Raw genomic sequence first — 24,056 nt, forward strand, 5'->3', positions numbered from 1 at the left:
TCACGCCTCCTTGGGGTCGACGGGGGCGGAGGGGCGGCGGCGGGAGGCCCGCAGCGGCGGCTTGACGCCGAGTCGCTTGGGGTCGAGCCCGGACCACGGGTGGCCGTTCGCGAAGAACTTGCGGCGCGCGAGCAGCGTCATCAGCGGCTTGGTGAAGAAGAAGACCACGACGACGTCGAGGAGGGTGGTCAGGCCGAGCGTGAACGCGAAGCCCTGGACCTTGCCGACGGTGACGATGAAGAGCACCGCGGCGGCGAGGAAGGAGACGAAGTCGGAGACCAGGATGGTGCGGCGGGCACGCGGCCAGCCCCGCTCGACGGCCGGACGCAGGCTGCGGCCTTCTCTGATCTCGTCGCGGATGCGCTCGAAGTAGACGATGAAGGAGTCGGCGGTGATGCCGATCGCGACGATGGCGCCGCAGACCGCCGGCAGGTTCAGCGCGAAGCCGATGGCCTGGCCCAGCAACACCATGATCGTGTAGGTGAGGATCGCCGAGCACAGGAGGCTGGCGAGGGCGACGAGCGCGAGACCGCGGTAGTACGCCACCAGGTAGATGATCACCAGGGCGAGGCCGATGGCGCCGGCCAGCAGACCCGCGCGCAGCTGCTCGCCGCCGAGGGCCGCGGAGACGGTGGTCTCGTTGACGATGTCGAACGAGAGCGGCAGGGCGCCGTAGGAGAGCACGTTGGCGAGGTCGCCCGCGCTCTGCTGGGTGAAGCCGCCGGAGATCTCCGCCTGGCCGCCGCTGATGGAGGTGGAGACGGACGGGTCGGAGACGACCGCGCCGTCCAGGACGATCGCGAACTGGTTCTGCGGGGGCGCCTTGGTCGCCAGCTGGCCGGTGACCTCGGCGAACTTCTTGGAGCCGCCCGAGGTGAACTTCAGCTGGACGATCCAGCCCTTGCCCTGCTGGCTGTCGAAGACGGCGTCGGCGTCGCTGACGCCGGTGCCCTCGACGGCCACCGGGCCGAGGATCTCCTTGGCGGAGCCGTCCTTCTTGCACGCGACGATGGTGTCGGTCGCGGCGGCGCGGGCGGCGGCCTCACCGGCCTTGGCGCGGCCTTCCTTGGTGGAGCAGTCCAGCTCGCCGAGACGCTTCTGCAGCGCGGCGATGTCGGCCGGGGACGGCGTGGGGTCCTTCTTGGCGCCCTTGTCGTCCTTGGCCTTGTCGTCCTTGGCCTTGTCGTCCTTGGCCTTGTCGTCCTTGGCCTTGTCGTCCTTGGCCTTGTCGTCCTTCGCGCCGTCCTTGAGGGAGGCGGTCGCGTTCGGGCTCGGCGTGCCGTCGGCCTTCAGGGCGTCGGAGACCGCGCGGCCCTTCGGCGGGGTGCTCCCGGAAGCGGAGGCGGAGGCGGACGGGGAGCCGGACGGCTTGTTCTTGTCGTCCTTGCTCTTGTCGCCGTTCTTGCCGTCCTTGTCCGAGGCGGAGGAGCTGGGGGACGGGCCGGGCGCGGGCGCGGCGTCGGCGACGCTCAGGACGGGACGGAAGCCCAGCTTGGCGGTGGTACCGACCTGCTCACGGGCCTGCTTCGCGTTCGTCCCCTTGGGGATGTTCGCGATGATGTGGTTCCCGCCCTGGGTCTGGACCTCGGCCTCCGTGACACCGAGACCGTTGACACGGCGCTCGATGATGCCCACCGCCGTGTTCATATTGGTCTGGTTGATCGCGTTGGGCTTGCCGGGCTCGTTCTTGGCCTCCAGCGTGAAACTGGTGCCACCCGCGAGGTCGATGCCCAGCCGTGGAGTGGTGCGCCCGGAGGCGAACATCCCCGCCGTGAGCGCCACCATGGCGATCAGGATCAGGACCAGGACGCGGCCCGGCCTGCCCTGACCGCCCGGGGACCTGCGGCCCTTCTTCGGTGCTGCCACCTTGTCGTTTCTCCCTGTCCAACCGCCCGGCGTCGGGTGTTCGCCGGACGGCCACGAAGTCTTGTGGGGACCTGCCCCCCGCCGGAGCCTAGACCGTAAAGGAACCGCGGCGCACCGCTCACGCAGTGCTCCGCGGTTCCCTGAAGGGGCTACTTCGCGTCGGCGTCGCCGTCCTGCTTGGCGTCCTCGGTCTTCTCGGCCTTCGCGGCCTCGCCCTTGGCGTCGGCGGCGGTGTCCTTGCCGAGGTCGATCTTCTTCTCGGCCGGGGCGTCGCCCTCGGCGGCCTCGGTCAGCGAGGAGGCGTCGTCCGGAACGACAGGGGCGTCGGAGTCGTCCGACTCGATCCCGTGGACGATGCGGTTGTACTCCTCGTCCTCCAGGACGGCGCCGATGGCGTTCTTCGCGTAGATCGCGTGAACGCCCGGGGCGACCTCGAGGAGGACCGAGTCGTCACTGACCTCCTTGACGGTGGCGTACATGCCGCCGATCGTCCGCACGCCGGTGCCCGGCTGCATCCGGTCGCGCATCGTCGCTGCCTGGCGCTGCTTGTTCTTGGCCGACCGGGTCATCAGGAACATGGCCCCGATAAGCACGATGAACGGCAGGAGAGTCATGATATTCACGGGACGGGGTTTCCTTCGCACGACCACGGGAGGGCGCGGCCTGGTCTACGGGGGTGGTATGCCGCGTCTGTACGGACGGGCATCGGCGGAGTCTAAGCGAGTCCGCGCCTATGGAACAACGCCCAGCATGGCACCGTGGTTCCTGACCGGACCAGTACCCGCGCCGTTCAGCCGCCGAAGAGTCCCTGCTGGCCGGGGGCGCCCGCCGACTGCTGCGGCGGCACCAGCCCGAGGTGGTTCCAGGCCGCCGGGGTCGCGATCCGGCCGCGTGGCGTCCGGGCCAGCAGCCCCTCCCGCACCAGGAACGGCTCGGCGACCTCCTCGACCGTCTCCCGCTCCTCCCCCACCGCGACGGCCAGGGTGGACAGGCCCACGGGGCCGCCGCCGAAGAGCTTCAGCAGGGCGGTGAGCACGGCCCGGTCGAGCCGGTCGAGGCCGCGGGCGTCGACCTCGTAGACCGCGAGGGCCCGGGCGGCGACCTCCCGGGTGACCACGCCGTCGGTCTTGACCTGGGCGTAGTCGCGCACCCGGCGCAGCAGCCGGTTGGCGATACGGGGCGTGCCGCGGGAGCGGCCGGCGATCTCGGCCGCGCCGTCCGCCTCTATGTCCACGTCGAGGAGGCGGGCCGAGCGGTGGATGACGCGCTCCAGCTCGGCGGGGGCGTAGAACTCCATGTGCCCGGTGAAGCCGAAGCGGTCGCGCAGCGGGGGCGGCAGCAGGCCGGCCCGGGTGGTGGCGCCGACGAGGGTGAAGGGCGGCAGCTCCAGCGGGATGGCGGTGGCGCCGGGGCCCTTGCCGACGATCACGTCGACGCGGAAGTCCTCCATCGCCATGTACAGCATCTCCTCGGCGGGCCGGGACATGCGGTGGATCTCGTCGAGGAAGAGGACCTCGCCCTCGGTGAGGGAGGACAGGATCGCGGCCAGGTCACCGGCGTGCTGGATGGCGGGGCCGGAGGTGATGCGGATGGGCGCGCCCATCTCGGCCGCGATGATCATCGAGAGGGTGGTCTTGCCGAGGCCGGGGGCGCCGGAGAGCAGCACGTGGTCGGCGGTGGCGTTGCGCTGCCGGGCGGCCTTGAGCACCAGGTCGAGCTGCTCCCGGACCCGCTCCTGCCCCACGAACTCCTCCAGATCCTTGGGGCGCAGGGCGGCCTCGACGGCCTGCTCCTCACGGTCGGCGGCAGCGCCTACCAGGCGGTCGCCGGCGGGGGTGGTCGTGGGGGCTTCGTCGTCCCAGTTCACGGGGGCCTCTCGGGGGCGGGTCGGGTGCGGGTGGGGCGGTCGGGGGGGGCTTTCCCCTACCCGCCCCTTCCCGGGCTTCGCCCCCGGGCCCCCTTCCGCGCTGCCGCGCGGTGTCCTCAAACGCCGGACGGGCTGAAGTCAGCCCGTCCGGCCCTTGAGGACCGGGGTCCGGCACGAAGCCCGGGGCCGGGAAAGGGAGGGGCCGGGGACGGCCACCGTCAGCGGGCGCGGTTCAGGGTCTGGAGTGCGGCCCGGAGCAGCTGGCCCACCTGTGGGGTGCCGCCGGCCGCGATCGTCTCCTCGGCCCGGGGCGTCACCGCCGCCACCGCCTCGTCCGCCTCGCGGGCCGCGTAGCCCAGTCCCACGAGCGCCGCGTGCAGCTGGTCGCGCCAGCCGGTCGCGGCCGCGGGTGCGGGGGCCGTGCCGGTGCCCAGGGGGGCGCCCAGCCGGTCCTTCAGCTCCAGCAGCAGCTTCTGCGCACCCTTCTTGCCGATGCCCGGCACGGCCGTGAGCGCCTTCTCGTCGCCGGTGGCGACGGCCCGCCGCAGGGTGTCCGGGCGGTGCACGGCGAGCATGGCCTGGGCGAGGCGGGGGCCGACGCCGCTGGCCGTCTGGAGCAGCTCGAAGACCTGGCGCTCGTCGTCGTCGGCGAAGCCGTAGAGGGTGAGGGAGTCCTCGCGCACCACCAGGGACGTGGCGAGCCTGGCGGGCTCGCCGACCTGGAGGGCGGAGAGGGTGTCCGGGGTGCACAGGACGGCCATGCCGATGCCGCCGACCTCGACGACGGCGGTGTCCGGGGCGAGGGCCGCGACCGGGCCGGAGACAAAGGCGATCATGCGCTGCCCTTCAGGGTTCGTGCGGTGGCGTCCTGGGGACGCGCGGTGCGGCGGTGGGCGGCGACGGCCTGCTGGAGGCGGTTGGTCGCGGGGGCCCGCCAGATGTGACAGATGGCGAGGGCGAGGGCGTCGGCGGCGTCGGCCGGCTTGGGCGGTGCGTCGAGCCGGAGCAGGCGGGTGACCATGGAGCCGACCTGGGCCTTGTCGGCCCGGCCGCTGCCGGTGACGGCGGCCTTGACCTCGCTGGGGGTGTGCAGGGCGACGGGCAGTCCGCGCCGGGCGGCGCAGAGCATGGCGACGGCGCTGGCCTGGGCGGTGCCCATGACCGTGCTCACGTTGTGCTGGCTGAAGACGCGCTCCACGGCGACGAATTCGGGGCGGTGCTCGTCGAGCCACTGCTCGATGCCGCGCTCGATGAGGACGAGACGGTCGGCCACCTCGGCCTCGGCCGGGGTGCGGACGACGCCGACGCCGAGCATCCGCAGCGGCCGGCCGGCGACGCCCTCGACCACGCCGATGCCGCACCTGGTCAGCCCCGGGTCCACGCCCAGCACGCGCATCGCGCCCCCTCCTTCGTCGTCCGTCCGCAGACTATCGGCTGCCGCTGACAAGCCCCGGTCATGCCGACGGGCCGACGGGTCGGTGTCCCGTCGGCCCGTGCACGGCCCGCGTCCTCGAAATCGCCGTGGCGGATCGCCGCTTACGCGTCGACCTTGGCCATCACGTCGTCGGAGACGTCGAAGTTGGCGAAGACGTTCTGCACGTCGTCGCTGTCCTCCAGCGCGTCGATCAGCTTGAAGATCTTGCGCGCGCCGTCCTCGTCCAGCTCGACCTGCATGGTCGGGACGAAGTTGGCCTCGGCGGAGTCGTAGTCGATGCCCGCCTCCTGGAGCGCGGTGCGCACCGCGACCATGTCCGTGGCCTCGCTGAGCACCTCGAAGGAGTCACCCAGGTCGTTGACCTCCTCGGCGCCCGCGTCCAGGACCGCGCCGAGGACGTCGTCCTCGGCGAGCTCGCCCTTGGGGACGATCACGACGCCCTTGCGGTTGAAGAGGTACGAGACCGAGCCCGGGTCGGCCATCGAGCCGCCGTTGCGGGTCATGGCGACGCGCACGTCGGAGGCGGCGCGGTTGCGGTTGTCGGTGAGGCACTCGATGAGCACCGCGACACCGTTCGGGCCGTAGCCCTCGTACATGATCGTCTCGTAGTCGGCGCCACCGGCCTCGAGGCCGGCGCCGCGCTTGACCGCCGAGTCGATGTTCTTGTTGGGGACCGAGCTCTTCTTCGCCTTCTGGATGGCGTCGAACAGCGTCGGGTTGCCCGACGGGTCGGCGCCGCCGGTACGGGCCGCGACCTCGATGTTCTTGATCATCTTCGCGAAGAGCTTGCCGCGCTTGGCGTCGATCACGGCCTTCTTGTGCTTAGTCGTAGCCCATTTAGAGTGGCCGGACATCCGCCTGTCTCCTTCGCGTAACCATTTCTGAACGAACGACTGAGATCCTACCGGGACCTCGCCGCTACGCCGCGCGCACCATGTCGACGAACAGCCCGTGCACGCGGTGGTCACCCGTCAGCTCCGGGTGGAAGGACGTGGCGAGCACGTTCCCCTGGCGCACGGCGACGGTGTGGCCGTCGTACGTGGCCAGCACCTGGGCCCGCGCGCCCAGCGACTCCACCCAGGGGGCGCGGATGAAGACGCCCTCGACGGGGCCGCCCTCGATCCCCGCGACCTCGATGACCGCCTCGAAGGACTCGTTCTGCCGCCCGAAGGCGTTACGGCGCACGATCATGTCGATGCCGCCGAGCGTCTCCTGGTCCTCCCGGCCGTCCAGGAGCTTGTCCGCGACCATGATCATGCCGGCGCAGGTGCCGTAGACCGGCAGCCCGGCCCGCACCCGCTCGCGCAGCGGCTCCAGCATCCCGAAGGCGACCGCCAGCTTGGACATGGTGGTGGACTCGCCACCGGGTATGACCAGGCCGTCGAGGTCGCCGAGCTCCTCGGGACGGCGGACCGGGCGGGCCACGGCCCCGGCGGCCGCGAGGGCGATCAGATGCTCGCGGACGTCGCCCTGGAGGGCGAGTACGCCGATGACCGGGCTGTCGACGGGGGTTGTCACGGGGTACCTCTCACAGCGGGACGCGGTGTACGGACGGTGGGCGGCCCGGGAAAGCGGGCCGCCCACCGGGGGGTTCGGGGCGGATTACCAGCCGCGGTTGGCGTAGCGCTCCGACTCGGGGAGGGTGTCGCAGTTGATGCCGACCATGGCCTCGCCCAGGTTCCGCGAGACGTCCGCGATGACGCTCGGGTCGTCGTAGAACGTGGTGGCCTTCACGATGGCGGCGGCGCGCTTGGCCGGGTCGCCGGACTTGAAGATGCCGGAGCCGACGAAGACGCCCTCGGCGCCCAGCTGGCGCATCAGCGCGGCGTCGGCGGGGGTGGCGACGCCACCGGCGGAGAACAGCACGACCGGCAGCTTGCCGAGCTCGGCGACCTCCTTGACGAGCTCGTACGGGGCGCGCAGCTCCTTGGCGGCGGCGAAGAGCTCGTTGTTGTCGTAGCCGCGCAGACGGGCGATCTCGCCCTTGATCTGGCGCAGGTGGCGCACGGCCTCGACGACGTTGCCGGTGCCGGCCTCGCCCTTCGAGCGGATCATGGCCGCGCCCTCGGCGATGCGGCGCAGCGCCTCGCCCAGGTTGGTGGCACCGCAGACGAAGGGGGTGGTGAAGGCCCACTTGTCGCTGTGGTTGACCTCGTCGGCCGGGGTGAGGACCTCGGACTCGTCGATGTAGTCGACGCCGAGGGACTGGAGCACCTGGGCCTCGACGAAGTGGCCGATGCGGGACTTGGCCATGACCGGGATGGAGACGGCGTTGATGATGCCGTCGATCATGTCCGGGTCGGACATCCGGGCCACGCCGCCGTCCTTGCGGATGTCGGCGGGCACGCGCTCCAGGGCCATGACCGCGACCGCGCCGGCGTCCTCGGCGATCTTGGCTTCCTCCGGCGTGACGACGTCCATGATCACGCCGCCCTTGAGCTGCTCGGCCATGCCGCGCTTGACGCGTGCGGTGCCGGTCTCGGGGTTCGTGGACGTGCTGGGGGCCGTGCTGGACACGTGGTGACCTCACTATCAAGGGCGGTGATGCTGCACGGTCATCCAATCCGCCGCCCGATGGGCGAAAAAAGAGCCAATTCGAGGTCAGTGGCTTGTGCGGTCCCCGAGCACCGCCGGAGGCTCGTCATCCATCTCGAACGCGAGCGGGAACGGCGCGTGCCCCGCCAGCCGGAACCAGCGCACCACCCGGTGCGTGCGGACCGCCCGCGCGGCGCGCACCGCGTCGTTGTGGAACCGCCGCGCCATCGGCACCCGGCGCACCGCCTCCCCGAGCTCGGACAGCGACTCCTCACCGCCCGGCGCCGCCCGCACCGCCTCGACCTGCGGCGGCTCCGCGAACACGGCGCGCAGCGCCTGGCTCAGCTCGCTCTCGGCGACCTCCCGGTGCTCCTCCTCGGCCTGCCGGGCCGCGTGCGCGGCCTGGTAGAGGACGATCGAGGCGGCCGGATCGAGCACCCCGGCGGTGGCGAGCTCCTGCGCGACCGAGGCGCGCCGCAGCAGCTGGGCGTCGAGCGCGGCCCGCGCGGCGTCGATACGGCTGTGCAGCCGGTCGAGACGGCCGGCGGTCCAGCTCAGGTAGACGCCGATGACGACCAGCGCGACGACGATCCAGATCAAAGTGGTCACGCGTGCTCACGTTACCGCTCGCCGCGGGGCCGCTGCCGCGATGGCGCCGGAGGCGCCGGGTCTCGGTAAGGGTGCCGCCACGTCGGGGCGCGCCTTACCGATGTCCTCAAACTCCCCCAGCTAACGCTGGGAGGTGCCCCCGGACGGGCTGGATTGTGGCCGGGCCCGGACCTGATCGCACCCCTGCCCGAACTGCGTCGCCCTCTCGGCGAGGAGTGGGCCGTAGGCCGGCCCGGTGGTGGCCGACGCGGAGTGGGGCCCGGACCGGAGCGCGACCGACCCGAAGTGGGGCGGAGCCCCGGCCCGGAGTACGACCGACCCGGAGCGGGACGAAGTCCCGGCCCGGAGCGTGGCCGACGCGGGTGGGGCCCGGACCGGAGCGTGACCGACGCGGAGTGGGGTCGAGCCCCGGCCCGGTCGTGGCCGACCCGGAGCGGGCCGAAGCCCCGGCCCGGAGTACGACCGACCCTGAGCGGGCCGAAGTCCCGGCCCGGAGCGTGGCCTGCGTGGGTGGGGCCCGGCCCGCAGCGTGGCCGGCGTGGGTGGGCCCGGCCCGGAGTGTGGCCGACGCGGAGTGGGGCGGAGCCCCGGCCCGGTCGTGGCCGACCCGAAGTGGGCCGAAGCCCCGGCCCGGAGCGTGGCCGACGCGGGTGGGGCCCGGACCAGAGCGCGACCGACGCGGAGTGGGGTCGAGCCCCGGCCCGGTCGTGGCCGACCCGGAGCGGGCCGAAGCCCCGGCCCGGAGCGTGGCATGCGTGGATGGGGACCGTCCCGGGCCCGGGACGGTCGAGCCCCGGCGGCAGGCGTCAGTCGCGGGCCAGGCCGAATCTCGCTCGGAAGCCCGGGCGCTCGTCCGTGGCCACCGACGCCGCGCCCGCCGTCACCGTCTCGTAGACCGCCAGGATGTCCGCGCCGACCCTCGACCAGTCGAAGCGGCGCACGTGTGCCGAGCCGCGTTCGCTCAGCCGTGCCCGGCCGTCCGGGTCGCCCAGCAGGCCCACCGCCGCCGCGGCCAGCGCGTCCGCGTCCTCGTTGGCGAACAGCCGGCCCGCCGCACCCTTGTCGAGGACCTGCGCGAAGGCGTCCAGGTCGCTGGCGAGGACGGGCGCGCCCGCCGACATCGCCTCGACGAGGATGATGCCGAACGACTCGCCCCCGGTGTTGGGCGCCACATAGACGTCCACGCTGCGCAGCAGCCGCGCCTTGTCCTCGTCGCTCACCATGCCGAGGAATTCCACCCGCCCGCGCATCTCCGCGGGCAGGCTCGCGACGGCCTCCTCCTCGTCGCCGCGCCCGGCCACCAGCAGCCGGGTGCCGGGGCGCTCCGCGAGGATCTTCGGCAGGGCGCGCATCAGGACCGGCAGCCCCTTGCGCGGCTCGTCGATCCGGCCGATGAAGCCGATCGTGCCGCCGTCGACGCCGCCCTGCCACTCCTTGCGGGGTTCGGCGCGGGCGAAGAAGTCCACGTCGACGCCGTTGGGGATGACGACGGCGTCTCCGCCCAGGTGCTCGACCAGCGTCCGGCGGGCGTACTCGCTCACCGCGATCCGGGCGCTGATCTTCTCCAGCGCCGGCTGGAGGATCGGATAGGCCGCGATCATCGCCCGGGAGCGCGGGTTGGAGGTGTGGAAGGTCGCCACGATCGGGCCCTGCGCCGCCCAGCAGGCCAGCAGGCCCAGGGAGGGCGAGGTCGGCTCGTGGATGTGGATGACGTCGAAGTCACCGTCGTGCAGCCAGCGCCGCACCCGGGCGGCCGACAGGAAGCCGAAGTTCAGCCGGGCCACCGAGCCGTTGTAGGGCACGGGCACGGCCCGGCCGGCGGAGACGACGAACGGCGGGAGCGGCGTCTCGTCGTCCGCGGGCGCCAGCACCGACACCTCGTGGCCCAGCCGGATGAGGTGCTCGGCCAGGTCCCGGATGTGGAACTGCACCCCGCCGGGGACGTCCCACGAATACGGGCAGACGATCCCGATCCTCACGGTGTCCCCTCCCCGGCCCGCGGCAGGTCCGCGAGCCAGAGTCGCTGGAGCATGTGCCAGTCCTGCGGGTGCTCGGCGATGCCCCCGGCGAAGGCGTCGGCCAGCTGCTGGGTCATCGCGGCGGCCTTCTCCTGCCGGGTGCCCGTCTCCGGCACCTCGACGGGCGGGTGGATCCGCCCCCGCATCACCGGCGAGCTGTCGTACCAGAGGGTGACGGGCAGCAGCGCCGCACCGGTCTGCACCGCCAGCATGGCGGGTCCGGCGGGCATCTTCGCCGCCTCGCCGAAGAACTTCACCTCTATGCCGGAGGAGGACAGGTCGCGGTCGGCCACCAGGCAGACCAGCCCGCCCGCCCGCAGCCGGCGCGCGAGGGTGCCGAAGGCGCTGCCCCCGGCGTGCGGCAGGACCTCCATGCCGAGCCCCTCGCGGTAGGCCACGAACCGGTCGTAGAGCGTCTCGGGCTTGAGCCGCTCGGCGACGGTCGTGAAGGGCACCCCCAGCCGGGTGGTGACCCAGGCGCCCGCGAGGTCGTAGTTGCCCATGTGGGGCAGGGCGACGATGACGCCCCGCCCGCCGGCCAGGCTCTCCTCCAGGAAGTGCAGGCCCTCCGGCGTGAAGCCGTCGCGGATCCGCTGCGGGCTCCACGCCGGCAGTCGGAAGGACTCCATCCAGTAGCGCATGTACGAGCGCATGCCCGCCCGCGAGAGCCCGGCGAGCCGCCCGGGGCCCGCGTCGGGCAGCACCCGCGCGAGATTGGCCTCCAGGCGCAGCACGCCCTTGCCGCGCCGCTTCCACGCGATGTCGGCGATCCGCCGTCCTAGCCGGGTGGCCACCGGCTCGGGAAGCTTCTTCACCGCGCCCCAGCCGAGCCCGTACAGCGCGTCGGTCAGCTTCTCCCTCACCGCGCGTTCACCCGGCCCCGCCGCCGCTCGCCACCGCGTCGGCCTCGGCGGCCTCGCGGCGCACGGTCACCACGCGCTGGACCAAGGTCACCAGGCTGCCGGCCGCCACGATCCACAGGGCGATGGGCAGCAGGATCTGGATGCCCGGCACGCCGAACTTGTGCAGCCCGGAGAAGCCGCACGCCACCAGCGAGATCACCAGCCGCTCGGCCCGCTCGACCAGGCCGTTCACATTGACCGGAAGACCGATGGCCTCCCCGCGCGCCTTGGTGTACGAGACCACCTGGCCGCTGGCGAGGCAGAAGATCGTCACCGCGCACAGGGTGAGGCTGTCGCCGCGCCCCGCGTACCAGAGGGCGAGCCCGCCGAAGATCGCCGCGTCGGCGACCCGGTCGAGCGTGGAGTCGAGGAACGCGCCCCAGCGGCTGGAGCGGCCGAGCTGGCGGGCCATGTTGCCGTCGACCAGGTCGGAGAAGACGAACAGGGTGATGGTGACCGTGCCCCAGAAGAACTCCCCCTGGGGGTAGAAGACCAGCGCACCCGCCATCACACCGCCGGTACCGACGAGGGTCACCGCGTCGGGGCTGACGCCGAGGCGGATGAGCAGGGCGGCGAACGGCGTGAGAACACGCGTGAAGAACGCACGCGCGTACTTGTTCAGCATGGCCTTCCCGGAGGGTCGTATCGGGCCGGGTGGTCAGGAGGCCACCGGCTGGCCCATCGTAGCCAGGCGGCCGGGGGCGCCCGCGCACGCACCGCTCGCACACCCCTCACCACGGCCGCCGCCCCGCGCGCGCACCGGTCCGCGCGCCACCGGGGGCGCGCCGGTGGCACCGCCTCGGGTACGCCTCCGTGTGCGACGTATGGACGCAGCGTGACGGCGGTGGAAAGCTCGGAGGACCGCAGGTGTCGACCGGGAGGCGGGACACATGGGCGAGAAGACGGGCACGTACCCAGGGGCCGCGGGCAGAGCAGTGTCGGCCGACCGGCCGAGCCACGTACGCAACGTGGTGCTGGTCGGCCACAGCGGCGCCGGCAAGACGACGCTGGTGGAGGCGCTGGCGCTGACCACGGGAGCGGTCAACCGCGCCGGCCGGGTGGAGGACGGCGGCGCGCTGTCCGACTACGACGAGATGGAACACCGCCAGCAGCGCTCGGTGCAGCTCTCCCTGGTCCCCGTGGAGTGGGCCGGGATCAAGATCAATGTCCTGGACACCCCCGGCTACGCCGACTTCGTCGGGGAGCTCAGGGCCGGTCTGCGCGCCGCGGACGCGGCCCTCTTCGTCGTCTCGGCCGCCGAGGGCGCCGAGAACATCGGCGGCGCGACCCGCATGGTGTGGGAGGAGTGCGCGGCCGTCGGGATGCCCCGCGCGATCGTCGTCACCCACCTGGAGGCGGCCCGCGCGGACTTCACGGCGATGACGGAGAACTGCCGCACCGCCTTCGGCGGCGACTCCCCCGACAGCGTGCTGCCGCTCTATCTGCCCCTGCACGGACCCGAGGGCCCGGACGGGCACCGGAGCGTGGCCGGCCTGATCGGCCTCCTCTCCCAGCGCGTCTTCGACTACTCCTCCGGCGAGCGCGCCGAGCACCCGCCCGGCCCCGACCAGCTGCCGCTGATCGAGGAGGCCCGCAACCGGCTCATCGAGGGGATCATCGCCGAGAGCGAGGACGAGACCCTCATGGACCGCTATCTGGGCGGCGAGGAGATCGACGTCAAGACCCTGATCGAGGACCTGGAGCGGGCCGTGGCGCGCGGCACCTTCCACCCCGTCCTGGCCGCCGCCCCCGCGCCGGAGGGCGCCCGGCACGGACTGGGCACCGTGGAGCTGCTGGAGCTGATCACCGGCGGCTTCCCCACCCCGCTCGAAAGGACGGTCCCGGCGGTCACCACCCCCGACGGCCGCCCCCGCGCGCCCCTCACCTGCGACCCGGCCGGCCCACTTGCCGCAGAAGTGATCAAAACCTCCTCCGACCCCTACGTCGGACGGATCTCCCTCGTCCGCGTCTTCTCCGGCACCCTGCGCCCGGACGAGACCGTGCACGTCTCCGGGCACGGCCTGGAGGACCGCGGCCACGAGGACCACGACGTGGACGAGCGCGTCGGCGCCCTCTCCTCGCCCTTCGGCAAGCACCAGCGGCAGCTGAACCAGGCCATCGCCGGCGACATCGCCTGCGTCGCCAAGCTCGCCCACGCCGAGACCGGCGACACCCTCTCCGCCCGCGGCGAGCCCCTGCTGATGGAGCCGTGGCAGATGCCCGACCCCCTGCTACCGGTGGCCATCCAGGCGCACAGCAAGGCGGACGAGGACAAGCTCTCGCAGGGCCTCGCCCGGCTGGTCGCCGAGGACCCCACCATGCGGCTGGAGCAGAACGCCCAGACCCACCAGGTGGTCCTGTGGTGCCTGGGCGAGGCGCACCGCGACGTCGCCCTGGAGCGGCTGCGCACCCGCTACGGCGTACGGGTCGACGCCGTGCCCTACAAGGTGTCGCTGCGCGAGACCTTCGGCTCCAGGGCCGCCGGGCGCGGGCGGCACGTCAAACAGTCCGGCGGCCACGGCCAGTACGCCATCTGCGAGATCGAGGTCGAGCCGCTGCCCGGCGGCTCCGGCATCGAGTTCGTCGACAAGGTGGTGGGCGGCGCGGTGCCCCGCCAGTTCATCCCCTCCGTGGAGAAGGGCGTCCGGGCCCAGGCGGCGCGCGGCGTCGCCGCCGGCTACCCCCTGGTCGACGTGCGGGTGACGCTCCTCGACGGCAAGGCGCACTCGGTGGACTCCTCCGACGCCGCCTTCCAGACGGCCGGCGCCCTCGCCCTGCGCGAGGCCGCCGCCGGGACCCGGATCCACCTCCTCGAACCCGTCGCGGAGGTCCGGGTGCTGGTCCCCGACGCCTATGTCGGACCGGTGATGAGCGACCTCTCCGGGCGGCGCGGCAGAGTGGTCGGCACCGAGCAGTCCGGCGCCGGCCGCACCCTCGTACGGGCCGAGGTCCCGGAGATCGAGATCGACCGGTACGCGGTGGACCTTCGCTCCCTGTCGCACGGCACCGGCCGGTTCGCCCGGAGCTACGCCCGCCACGAGCCGATGCCCGCCCAGGTGGCCGACCGCATCCGCGAAGTCCCCGAAAACGGAGCATAGTTCACATGCCGCCCGTCCCAACTCCAAGGAGACGGGCGGCTTTCCGATCTCCGGCGACAGCCGGTACCCCGCACGGATACGCTGGGCACGCGGACCAATACGTATGACACGGGCGGCCGTCGTCAGGCAGGCCGCAGGATCGGGCATGCGCGGCATTGGGGGCAGCGGTGGCAGCAGGGGACGCGTTCGACTTCAGCCCGGGTGCACAGATCCCGCTCTCGGGCTCCTCGGGACAGACGGCGGCGACCCAGGCACTCGCCTCGGCCGCCTACCGCGACGGCCCCGTGGACGAACTCCTCAAGGCCAACTCCGACTGGGCCACCTCCGAGGTCAAGCCACCCCGCATATCGCTCTTCGAACCGAACCTCGGCGAGGCGTTCTCCCGCGCCGTCCAGCTCAGGGTCCTCGGCGGCGGCCGCAAGCCGCTGATCCAGTCCTTCGGCCTCGACCCCCAGCCCGTCGTCGAACACTGTCTGGCGGCCAGCCGCATCCGTAAACAGCGCGACACCCGGCTCACCGTCATCATGGTCGTCTGCGGCCTCCTCTTCCTCCCCGGTGTCCTCCTCTGGCTGGGCGCCTTCCAGCTCCGCCGCTCCCTCGCCGGCGCCCAGAACAAACGAGCCGGCGCCCTCGGCATGGCCCTGCTCGCCGTCCTCGCCGTCCTCGCCGTGGTCCTCATGGTCAAGCTCCCCTTCCACGGCTTCTGGGGCTTCTACCTCCGGGCCATGCTCATCGCCCCCCTCGTCGGCGGCGTCTGGGCCAAGACCGTCTGCGAGCGCACCGCCAAGGACCTCCGCGACCGCTGGAGCGGCCTCCTCTCCGGCGGCGGCATCGGCGCCAAGATCCCCGAAGCCGTCCCCAAGAACCCCGGCGAGACCGCCGCCGAACGGCTCCGCCAGTCCCTGGAACGGCTCGCCGCCGAACAGCACAGCAACGTCGCCTTCTACGCCGGCCCCAAGGGCATCCTCGGCATGGGCACCCGCTGGGGCAGCTGGCAGCTCGCCGAGGAGCTCGTGCCCGCCGACCCCGACAAGGAGATCAACCCCTTCCGCAGCTGGGACGTCGTCCGCGCCATCCACGACCAGCTGCGCCTCCTGGAGCGCAGCCCCCTGCACACCGGAGGCTTCCCCACCCCCTCCGTCGAGCACTGGGTCGTCTCCCCCGTCGGCGAGGGCGCCGGAGCCGTCTCCCGCCCCGAGGGCGCCGACGGCTTCCAGATAAGGGGCGCGGAACTCCAGAAGATCTGCAACGAACAGCAGTTCGGCGCCGGCAGCCGGCACTACCTCGGCGTCCAGTTCGTCCTCTGGGACGGCCAGCTGGTCATCACCCTCCTGATCACCGTCACCGTCCTCCACAAGACCCTGCGCATCGAGGTCACCGGCCACGCCCTCGGCCCCGTCCACGGCCTCTTCATGGGCAAGCCCTCACCCCGCACCAAGACGATCACCAAGACCGTCAAGTTCTGGGAGACCAAGACCCGCAAGCTCTCCATCGTCCCCGCCAAGGAGGTCGTCCGGCTCGCCGCCCGCGCCCCCCTCACCTGGTACCCGCCCCTCCTGGAGTACTGGGGCGGCAAGCTCGTCCTCCCCGAGCCCTTCGGCCTGCGCCACGCCTGGGCCGACAAACCCTGGCGCCACCGCTTCATGGCCGACGACGCCCTGCGCGCCACCACCCCCGTCCTCCGCGTGGTCCACCAGGCCGCCCTGCGCGTCCTCGCCGAACACGGCGTGAACACCGAGCGCTTCGCCGGCCGCGCGATGTCCCTGAGCGGCGCCGTCCAGGACGCCAAGCCCGGCCAGGCCGACGTCTACAACGCCTGAACCGCCCACGGAACCCGGAGAACACAGGAGGGGCCGCCGTCCACCCGGACGGCGGCCCCTCCCCCGTCGCTCACCTCATCTGAAGATCCCCGTGTGACCCAGCGAATACCGCCCCGGCTGCGGATAGACCGCCAGCCCGTGCGGCCCCGAACCCACCCGGATCCGCGCGATCTGATGCCCGTCCCGGGTGTCGATGGCGTACACCTCACCGTCGTAACGCCCCGACAGCCACAGCACCTTGCCGTCCGCCGACACCCCGCCCATGTCCGGACTCCCCCCGTCCGGCAGCTCCCACTTCTTCACCAGCTTCCGGCTCGGCAGATCCAGCACCGACACCGAACCCTCGCCCCGGTTGGAGATGTACATCGACCGGGAGTCCCGGCTGACGTACAGACCGTGCGCCCCCTTGCCCGTCCGCATCAGCGTCGGCTCGGTGAACCTGTCCCCGTCCAGCACCCAGATCCCGTCCGCCATCATGTCCGCGACGTACCAGGTCTTCCCGTCCGAGGAGATCTTCACATCCTGCGGCATCGCCCCTTCGAACGGCAGCTTCTGCTTGTCGATCACCTTCATCCGCGCCGTGTCGACCTTCAGCAGCTCCCCCGAGAACTCGCAGGAGACGATGAAATACCTCCCGTCGGGCGAGAAGTCCGCGTGATTCACCCCCTTGCAGTTCACCGGCTCCGTCTTCATCCGCTTCATGGTGTGCGCGTCCCGGAAGACCAGCTCCCGGTCCATCGACGCCATCACCACCGCGTACTTCCCGTCCGGCGTGAAGTAGAGGTTGTACGGATCGTGGACGTCGACCGTCTTCCCCGCCTTGCCCGTCGCCGGATCGATGGGCGTGAGGGTGTGCCCCCGGTCGTTGTTGACCCACAGCGTCTTCAGGTCCCACGACGGCACCACGTGCTGCGGCTGCCGCCCCACCGGGATCGTCTCGACGACCTTGTACGTCTTCGGATCGATCACACTGACCGTGTCCGACTCGGTGTTGGGCACATACACCCGCGACGGGAAGTCCTTCACCACCGGCGACAGGGCGTTCGGCCGGTCCGCCGCGTACAGGTCGTTCGGATCGAGCAGCGGCGGCATCCCCGGCAGGCCCGCCGGCGCGGCACCCGCCTTACGGGTCCCGCCCTCACGGGCGGTGGAGTCGGGCCCGTCATCGCCCGAATCACCGCAGCCGGACGCCAGCAGGACGCCGGCCACGGCGAACGACAGGGCCCGGCGGACCCCACGCCACCGGGACCGGCCACGACGGCGGCCGGCACGCGCGGACCGCGGATCTGGAGAGGACTGGATCGAGGACTGGCTCATCTGGTCAGCAGCTCCGTTGTCGTCACCGCGCGCAGACCGCGCCGGTGCAGGCCGTCGAGGATCGCGGGCAGCGCGGCGACCGTGCCGGCGTGCCCGAAGTGCAGACTCACCACCGACCCCGGCCGCACCGCGCCCAGCACCGTACGCCGGACCACCTCCGCGCCCGGGTCGGTGTGATCGAGGGAGTCCACGTCGTACGAGAGGACGTGCGGATAACCGGCCTGCCGCGCGAGCCGGACCACACGCTCGGTCGCGAGCCGCGCCCGCGACGGCCGGAACCAGCGGCCGATCCCGCCCGTCAGCCTGCGCAGCCGCTCCGCGCACTGGACGATCTCGGCGGTGGCCGCGCGCTCGCCCATGGCGCAGATGTCCAGATGGCGCATCGTGTGATTGCCCAGCTCGTGCCCCCCGTCGAGCACCCGGCGGGCCATCCGCGGCTCGGCGTCCAGCCAGGAACCGACCGCCAGCACGGTCACCCGCGCCCCGGCCCGCTCGACCTCGGCCAGCAGCGCGGCGACGCCCTTGGGGTCACCCTGCCCATGAAAGGTGAGGGCTACGGCAGAGCCCTTGCGAGGCCCGTACTCGATCTGTGCGGGCAGCAGGGGAGGAAGCGGCGGCAGAGCGGACACGCCGGGAGCAACGGGCCCCACGAGCGCCGGGAAGCGGGGAGCGGGAGGCGACGGACGCGGAGACGGGGCGTGCGACCTGGGCGGGGCGGGCGAGGGCGCGGACGCCGGGGCGGACGGCGCGGGCGCCCGCGCGGACGGGTCCGCCGCGCGGACCTCGTCCCCATCGGACCGGCCGCAGCCGACGGCGCCCGCCCCGGCGAGGGCGCCGCCCGCGGCCGCGCGCAGCACGGTGCGGCGGTGAAGGAAAGTCACCGCACCATTAGAACTTCTCTTTATTAAGGCTTGGGGATATTTGCCCGATTTCGCCCCACGCGTGTCCTGAATATGCGTAGGCGGGCCGGGCGACCCCGCCCGCTACGCCCCGGGCCAGACGTCCGCGAGCATCTTGCGGGTGTCGGCGAGCAGTTGGGGAAGCACCTTGGTGTGGCCCACAACGGGCATGAAATTGGTGTCGCCACCCCAGCGCGGGACGATGTGCTGGTGCAGGTGGGCGGCGATGCCGGCACCGGCGGCCTGCCCCTGGTTCATCCCGATGTTGAAGCCGTGCGCCCCGGACGCCTTGCGGAGCGCGGTCATGGCCCGCTTGGTGAAGACCGCGAGCTCGGCCGTCTCGGCGTCGTCGAGCTCCGTGTAGTCGGCGACGTGCCGGAACGGGACGATCATGATGTGCCCGCCGTTGTACGGATACAAATTCAGCACGGCGTAGACGTGCTCGCCCCGGGCGACGATCAGCCCGTCCTCGTCACTCTTGGCCGGAATCGAACAGAACGGGCAGCCGTCGTCGGCACCCGGACCGCTGGGCTTGTTCTCACCCTGGATGTACGCCATCCGGTGGGGCGTCCACAGGCGCTGGAACGCGTCCGGTGCGCCGACTCCGATCTGCTGCTCCGGCTCAGTCGTCATGATGAGCAGCATATTCCCCGGGTGGGTGAGGATGCGCCGAGGGGCGGCCCTGATGGGCCGCCCCTCTCAAACCCCCGCATGCGCGGGGAACAGATCACACCTGGACGCGACGCTCCACAACATCAACCAGCTTGGCGAGGGCCTGGTCACGGGGAACACCGTTCTCCTGCGAACCATCCCGGTAGCGGAAGGACACCGTGCCGGCCGCCATGTCATCGTCACCGACGATGATCATGAACGGCGTCTTGGCCTTCTGGTGGGTGCGGATCTTCTTCTGCATCCGGTCAGAGGAGGCGTCCACCTCGACCCGCAGGCCCTTCTTCTTCGCGTCGGCCGCGAACTCCTGAAGGTAGTCGACGTGGGCGTCGCCGATCGGGATACCGACGGCCTGGACCGGGGCCAGCCACGCCGGGAACGCGCCCGCGTAGTGCTCCAGCAGGACCGCGAAGAAACGCTCGATCGAACCGAACAGCGCACGGTGGATCATGACCGGGCGCTGCTTGGTGCCGTCGGCACCCGTGTACTCCAGGTCGAAACGCTCGGGCAGGTTGAAGTCCAGCTGGATCGTGCTCATCTGCCACGTACGGCCGATCGCGTCCTTGGCCTGGACCGAGATCTTCGGGCCGTAGAAGGCCGCGCCGCCCGGGTCGGCGACCAGTTCGAGACCCTGCTTCTCCGCCACCTTGCGCAAGGTCTCGGTGGCCTCTTCCCACGCCTCGTCGGAACCGACGAACTTCTCCGGATCCTTGGTGGACAGCTCCAGGTAGAAGTCGTTCAGGCCGTAGTCGCGCAACAGGTCGAGCACGAAGGTCAGCGTCGTGTCGAGCTCCTCCGCCATCTGCTCACGGGTGCAGTAGATGTGCGCGTCGTCCTGCGTGAAGCCACGGGCACGGGTCAGGCCGTGCACGACGCCCGACTTCTCGTACCGGTACACGGTGCCGAATTCGAACAACCTCAACGGCAGCTCACGGTACGAACGCCCGCGCGCGTCGAAGATCAGGTTGTGCATCGGGCAGTTCATGGGCTTCAGGTAGTAGTCCGTGCCCGCGTCGAGCTGCATGGGGGGGTACATACCGTCGGCGTACCAGTCCAGGTGGCCCGACTTCTCGAAAAGAGCGCCCTTGGTGGCGTGCGGGGTGTAGACGAACTCGTACCCCTCCTCCTCGTGACGACGGCGCGAGTAGTCCTCCATGACCCGGCGGATGATGCCGCCACGGGGGTGGAAGACCGCGAGACCCGAGCCGATCTCATCCGGGATGGAGAAGAGGTCCAGCTCGGAGCCGAGCTTGCGGTGGTCGCGCTTCTCTGCCTCGGCCAGGAACTCCAGGTGCGCCTTCAGCTCGTCCTTGGTCGGCCACGCGGTGCCGTAGATGCGCTGGAGCTGCTTGTTCTTCTCGCTGCCGCGCCAGTAGGCCGACGCGTTCCTCATCAGCTTGAACGCCGGGATGAACCGCGTCGTCGGCAGGTGCGGGCCGCGGCACAGGTCCGACCAGCAGGTCTCGCCGGTCTTCGGGTCCAGGTTGTCGTAGATGGTCAGCTCGCCGGCGCCCACCTCGACGTCCGCGCCGTCGGCGTGCGAGGCCGAGCCCTTGAGGCCGATGAGCTCCAGCTTGTAGGGCTCGTCGGCGAGCTCCTCACGGGCGGCCTCGTCGGTCACCACGCGGCGGGAGAACTTCTGGCCCCGCTTCTGGATCTCCTGCATTTTCTTCTCGATGGCCTTGAGGTCATCGGGGTGGAAGGGCTTCTCGACGTCGAAGTCGTAGTAGAAGCCGTCCTTGACCGGCGGGCCGATGCCCAGCTTGGCCTCGGGGAAGAGCTCCTGCACGGCCTGGGCCATGACGTGGGCCGTCGAGTGGCGCAGGATGTTCAGGCCGTCCTCGGAGGAGATCTCGACCGGCTCGACCTCCTCGCCGTCGAGCACGACGTACGCGAGGTCCTTCAGCTCGCCCGCGATGCGTGCGGCCACGACGGTGCGCTCCCCGGCGAACAGGTCGGCGGCAGTAGTGCCCGTCGTCACCACGCGCTCTTCCCGCTCGGAATCGCGATGGATGATCACACGGACGTCTGACACCGGTCTCTCCTGACTCAAGGGGTCGCGCGGGCGGATGCCGCGCGCCTGAATCGTACCGAGCCCGGCCCCTTGGTCGCGAAACGGTTGCGCCGCGCTCCCCGCGGGCGCCGGACGCCCCGTCCGGATCAGTCCTCGTCGTGGGTGTCCGCGGTGTCCTGGAAGAGGTCCAGGTTCTCGTGGAGCGACTTCAGCAGGCGGTCCCGCTCGGCCTCGTCCACCCGTACGGGCGTGACGCCGGACGCCTCCGCCAGCCGCCGGAAGCCCGCCCGGCTCTCCAGCCGGCCGCTGACCCGGACCGGGACGCCGACGAGGTGGGCGTGGCCCGCGATGCGGTAGTCGTCCTCGCCGAGGGCGATCCGCACCTGGGGGACCTCCGCGCCCGCGAGGACCCGGAGCCGCACCACTCCCGGCCCGGCCGGGTCGTCCCGCCGCATGCGCACCACGGCGCCCGTGAGCCGGACCGGGACCGAGGGTTCGTCGCGTATGTAGCGGGCGCCGGCCTCCCGGAGCGCGGGGAGGTCGCCGGGGGTGAACCCGACGGGCTCGGGGTGCGCGGCGAAGCCCTCGGGCGGGCCGGCGGCGGGGGACCAGTGCAGGGCGATCCGGACGCCCGCCGAGCCGCGGACGAGGGTGCTGAGCGCCTCGGTCAGCTCCTGGCACACACCGGCCTCGACCGCCGCCGCGAAGGCGTCCCGGCCGCCGGTGGCGCGCTGGTGGTCCGTGGCGTCGCGGGCCGCGTACAGGGCGCGCAGCAGGGTGGTGGTGACCGTCCGGCCGGAGGGTTCCGGTCCGGTGGGGGCGCCGGGGGCCACGGGGAGGAAGACGGTGAGTTCGCGGCCGCTGGGTGCGGGGCCGGCGAGCAGGTCGTCGAGGGCCGCTTCGGCGGGGCGGCGGTGGCGGGCCCCGTGGTAGCCGGCGTGGTCGTGGGCGGCGAGGGCGGCGGCGAGGAGGAGGGCGCGGGCGCCGGCCCGCAGCCGTTCCTGGGCGGCCCAGACGGCGGCCGGGACGGCGGGTTCGGGTACCTCGCGGGTCCAGTGGATCTCGTCGCCGGGCACGCGGAGCGACCGGAGGATGTCGTGGGCCGAGGGGGCGGGGCTGCGTTCCAGGGCGGTGAGGGCCTCGGCGAGCAGGTCGGCGCTGTCGGGGAAGGAGCGGCTCGCGGGGAGGAGGAGGCTGGTGCCGCCGCCTTCGGGCGGGGTCCAGCGGCTGTAGGAGGCGCCTGGGCTCCCGCCGCGGCGCCGCCAGCCGTGGCGGGCGAGCAGGGCGCCCAGGACCAGGGGGTCGGCCTGCTCGGCGGCGGGGGTGCGGTCGGGTCGTACGGGCTCGTGTGGCGGCCGGTGCATCAGGGTCTCCCTCCCGCTCCGACCCGCGTCATGATTTCGCAGAGCGCGCGGTCGTCGAAGACGCGTGTGGTCGGGATCCGCACGGTGGTCCTGCGTCTGCCGGTCACGGGGTGGCCGGCGAGGTTGGTCCAGTAGCAGCAGTGCCTCAGTTCGAGGCGGTCGTGGCCGGCGTGGAGCCAGTCGTCGCGGGCGCGCGGGACGATCATCACGACGAGGATCTTGTGGACCGAGACGGGGGTGCGGGCGAGCTTGGCGAGGTGGTCGTTGTCGAGGGTGAAGGAGAAGGTGGGCGTGGTGGGGCGGGGGGTGAGTTGGTAGGTGCTCTTGAGCTGCACCTTGATGGTGACTTCGTCGTCGATGCCATGGCCGCCGGGGGCAGTGTGGCTGATGTGCCAGTCGATGCCGTAGTCGGGGAACGGCTGGGCCAGTGAGCAGCCCGCCGCGGCGGCGACGGCGTGCAGATAGCCGACCTGGAGTGTCTCCATGCAGGCGGTGGTGGCGAGCGCGCCGCGGGGTGGGGCGGTCCGTCCGGGCAGCAGCCCGCTCGGTTCGGGGCGCGGGAACGCCATGTCCGAATCCCTCCGGGCGTCAGGACCTTCGGTCCGTACACATGTGTTGTCTCCTTTGCAACTCCACTGCAAACAAAGGCGGTTCGCCTGACGTTCGGGCCGGGTATCACCTCGCCGGGAGGGCGGAATCACGCCAGTCCCCTGACAAGCGCGAGGAGTTGGGACATGTGCTGGTTCGAGGGGCCGCTCACCGCTTTCGACACCGAGACCACCGGGGTGGACGTCGAGAGTGACCGGATCGTGTCGGCGGCGCTGGTGGTGCAGTCGGCGGCGGGGGCGCAGCCGGTGACCACCCGTTGGCTGGTGAATCCGGGAGTGCCGGTGCCGCCGGGGGCGACGGCGATACATGGTCTGACCGATGAGCACTTGCAGCGGCAGGGGCGGTGGCCGGCGCCGGTGATGGAGGAGGTGGCGCGGGGGTTGGCGGGGCACGCGGCGCGGGGGATACCGCTGGTGGTGATGAACGCGCCGTTCGATCTGACGTTGCTGGACCGTGAGTTGCGGCGGCACCGGGCGTCGGCGCTGGCCGATTATCTGGTGGCCGCTCCGTTGTGTGTGCTGGATCCATGGGTACTGGACAAGCATCTGGACCGGTACCGGAAGGGCCGGCGGACGCTGTCGGACCTGAGTGCGCAGTACGGCGTGGAGCTGACGGGCGCGCATGACGCGGGGGCCGACGCGCTGGCGGCGCTGGAGGTGGTCCGGGCGGTGGGGCGCCGGTTCTCGGAGCGGCTGGAGCGGCTGAGTCCGGCGGAGCTGCATGCGCGGCAGGCGGTGTGGCACGCGGCGCAGGCGCGTGGGCTTCAGGCGTGGTTCGCGCGGAACGGTACGGAGGAGGCGTGCGATCCGGCGTGGCCGTTGCGGCCGGTGATGTCGGCCGCGGCGTGAGGGGCGGTCGGGTGTCCGTGCCCCGGTCCGGTTTTTCCGGGGGAATGCGCAAGGCCGGTCCGTCTGCTGACGGACCGGCCTTGCCCGGGTGGGCGATACTGGGATCGAACCAGTGACCCCTTCGGTGTGAACGAAGTGCTCTCCCGCTGAGCTAATCGCCCGGGTCTGTCCCCGGCGTTTCCCCCG

Annotated in this window: 21 protein-coding genes and 1 tRNA gene; 3 read left to right on the forward strand and 19 right to left on the reverse strand. The window is 72.0% G+C overall.

Annotation, left to right across the window (positions count from 1 at the left end):
• From secD to pgsA, 12 genes are all read right to left on the reverse strand, one after another.
• Positions 1-1,866, reverse strand: a complete 1,866-nt coding sequence (secD, locus tag AF335_RS31545; protein ID WP_102921839.1) for a protein translocase subunit SecD — start codon at positions 1,864-1,866, stop codon at positions 1-3.
• Between the two features lie 149 nt (positions 1,867-2,015).
• On the reverse strand, positions 2,016-2,489 hold the full coding sequence (yajC, locus tag AF335_RS31550) for a preprotein translocase subunit YajC (RefSeq protein WP_102921840.1): 474 nt from the start codon (positions 2,487-2,489) through the stop codon (positions 2,016-2,018).
• A 167-nt stretch (positions 2,490-2,656) separates the two neighbouring features.
• Complete coding sequence (gene ruvB / locus AF335_RS31555; protein ID WP_102921841.1) at positions 2,657-3,733, reverse strand: Holliday junction branch migration DNA helicase RuvB; 1,077 nt, start codon at positions 3,731-3,733, stop codon at positions 2,657-2,659.
• A 218-nt stretch (positions 3,734-3,951) separates the two neighbouring features.
• Positions 3,952-4,569, reverse strand: a complete 618-nt coding sequence (gene ruvA, locus AF335_RS31560) for a Holliday junction branch migration protein RuvA (RefSeq protein ID WP_102921842.1) — start codon at positions 4,567-4,569, stop codon at positions 3,952-3,954.
• The gene (ruvC, locus tag AF335_RS31565; RefSeq protein ID WP_102921843.1) at positions 4,566-5,129 is read right to left on the reverse strand and encodes a crossover junction endodeoxyribonuclease RuvC; all 564 of its coding nucleotides are present in this window, start codon (positions 5,127-5,129) and stop codon (positions 4,566-4,568) included. Before ruvC ends, ruvA begins: the two co-directional genes overlap by 4 nt.
• A 140-nt stretch (positions 5,130-5,269) precedes the next feature.
• Positions 5,270-6,022, reverse strand: a complete 753-nt coding sequence (locus AF335_RS31570; RefSeq protein ID WP_102921844.1) for a YebC/PmpR family DNA-binding transcriptional regulator — start codon at positions 6,020-6,022, stop codon at positions 5,270-5,272.
• A 64-nt stretch (positions 6,023-6,086) separates the two neighbouring features.
• Positions 6,087-6,686: a pyridoxal 5'-phosphate synthase glutaminase subunit PdxT gene (gene pdxT, locus AF335_RS31575; RefSeq protein WP_102921845.1), complete on the reverse strand. Its 600-nt coding sequence runs from the start codon at positions 6,684-6,686 to the stop codon at positions 6,087-6,089.
• An 84-nt stretch (positions 6,687-6,770) separates the two neighbouring features.
• On the reverse strand, positions 6,771-7,685 hold the full coding sequence (gene pdxS, locus AF335_RS31580; protein ID WP_102921846.1) for a pyridoxal 5'-phosphate synthase lyase subunit PdxS: 915 nt from the start codon (positions 7,683-7,685) through the stop codon (positions 6,771-6,773).
• Positions 7,686-7,769: 84 nt separating this feature from the next.
• Complete coding sequence (locus AF335_RS31585) at positions 7,770-8,312, reverse strand: LemA family protein (RefSeq protein ID WP_102921847.1); 543 nt, start codon at positions 8,310-8,312, stop codon at positions 7,770-7,772.
• Between the two features lie 806 nt (positions 8,313-9,118).
• Positions 9,119-10,291: a glycosyltransferase family 4 protein gene (locus AF335_RS31590; RefSeq protein ID WP_102921848.1), complete on the reverse strand. Its 1,173-nt coding sequence runs from the start codon at positions 10,289-10,291 to the stop codon at positions 9,119-9,121.
• Positions 10,288-11,193: a phosphatidylinositol mannoside acyltransferase gene (locus AF335_RS31595; protein ID WP_102921849.1), complete on the reverse strand. Its 906-nt coding sequence runs from the start codon at positions 11,191-11,193 to the stop codon at positions 10,288-10,290. Before AF335_RS31595 ends, AF335_RS31590 begins: the two co-directional genes overlap by 4 nt.
• 7 nt (positions 11,194-11,200) lie before the next feature.
• Positions 11,201-11,857 (reverse strand): phosphatidylinositol phosphate synthase, encoded by a 657-nt coding sequence (gene pgsA, locus AF335_RS31600; protein WP_102921850.1) that lies wholly within the window; start codon positions 11,855-11,857, stop codon positions 11,201-11,203.
• Between the two features lie 265 nt (positions 11,858-12,122).
• Between pgsA and AF335_RS31605 the strand changes: the two genes are divergently transcribed.
• The gene (locus AF335_RS31605) at positions 12,123-14,330 is read left to right on the forward strand and encodes an elongation factor G-like protein EF-G2 (protein WP_102921851.1); all 2,208 of its coding nucleotides are present in this window, start codon (positions 12,123-12,125) and stop codon (positions 14,328-14,330) included.
• 167 nt (positions 14,331-14,497) lie between these two features.
• The gene (locus tag AF335_RS31610) at positions 14,498-16,150 is read left to right on the forward strand and encodes a hypothetical protein (protein WP_102921852.1); all 1,653 of its coding nucleotides are present in this window, start codon (positions 14,498-14,500) and stop codon (positions 16,148-16,150) included.
• 75 nt (positions 16,151-16,225) lie between these two features.
• Here the strand turns inward: AF335_RS31610 and AF335_RS31615 are convergent, their stop codons facing one another.
• The 6 genes from AF335_RS31615 to AF335_RS31640 form a co-directional block, all read right to left on the reverse strand.
• Positions 16,226-17,467, reverse strand: coding sequence for a YncE family protein (locus tag AF335_RS31615; protein ID WP_228773360.1), 1,242 nt, complete (start codon positions 17,465-17,467; stop codon positions 16,226-16,228).
• Entirely contained in the window at positions 17,464-18,348 is an 885-nt protein-coding gene (locus AF335_RS31620; protein ID WP_102921853.1) for a polysaccharide deacetylase family protein, read from the reverse strand. The genes AF335_RS31615 and AF335_RS31620 overlap by 4 nt, the downstream gene beginning before the upstream one ends.
• 102 nt (positions 18,349-18,450) lie before the next feature.
• Positions 18,451-19,011: an HIT family protein gene (locus AF335_RS31625; protein WP_102921854.1), complete on the reverse strand. Its 561-nt coding sequence runs from the start codon at positions 19,009-19,011 to the stop codon at positions 18,451-18,453.
• An 82-nt stretch (positions 19,012-19,093) separates the two neighbouring features.
• Positions 19,094-21,070, reverse strand: a complete 1,977-nt coding sequence (thrS, locus tag AF335_RS31630) for a threonine--tRNA ligase (RefSeq protein WP_102921855.1) — start codon at positions 21,068-21,070, stop codon at positions 19,094-19,096.
• Between the two features lie 125 nt (positions 21,071-21,195).
• Positions 21,196-22,413, reverse strand: a complete 1,218-nt coding sequence (locus AF335_RS31635) for a hypothetical protein (protein ID WP_102921856.1) — start codon at positions 22,411-22,413, stop codon at positions 21,196-21,198.
• Positions 22,413-22,982, reverse strand: coding sequence for a DUF4365 domain-containing protein (locus tag AF335_RS31640; protein ID WP_102921857.1), 570 nt, complete (start codon positions 22,980-22,982; stop codon positions 22,413-22,415). The genes AF335_RS31635 and AF335_RS31640 overlap by 1 nt, the downstream gene beginning before the upstream one ends.
• Before the next feature lie 165 nt (positions 22,983-23,147).
• Between AF335_RS31640 and AF335_RS31645 the strand changes: the two genes are divergently transcribed.
• On the forward strand, positions 23,148-23,870 hold the full coding sequence (locus AF335_RS31645) for a 3'-5' exonuclease (protein WP_102921858.1): 723 nt from the start codon (positions 23,148-23,150) through the stop codon (positions 23,868-23,870).
• Between the two features lie 89 nt (positions 23,871-23,959).
• Here AF335_RS31645 and AF335_RS31650 read toward each other — a convergent pair.
• A tRNA-Val gene (locus AF335_RS31650) sits at positions 23,960-24,031 on the reverse strand.
• Positions 24,032-24,056 lie beyond the last annotated feature (25 nt).

The organism is Streptomyces eurocidicus, from assembly GCF_002891295.1.
GTDB lineage: Bacteria > Actinomycetota > Actinomycetes > Streptomycetales > Streptomycetaceae > Streptomyces > Streptomyces eurocidicus.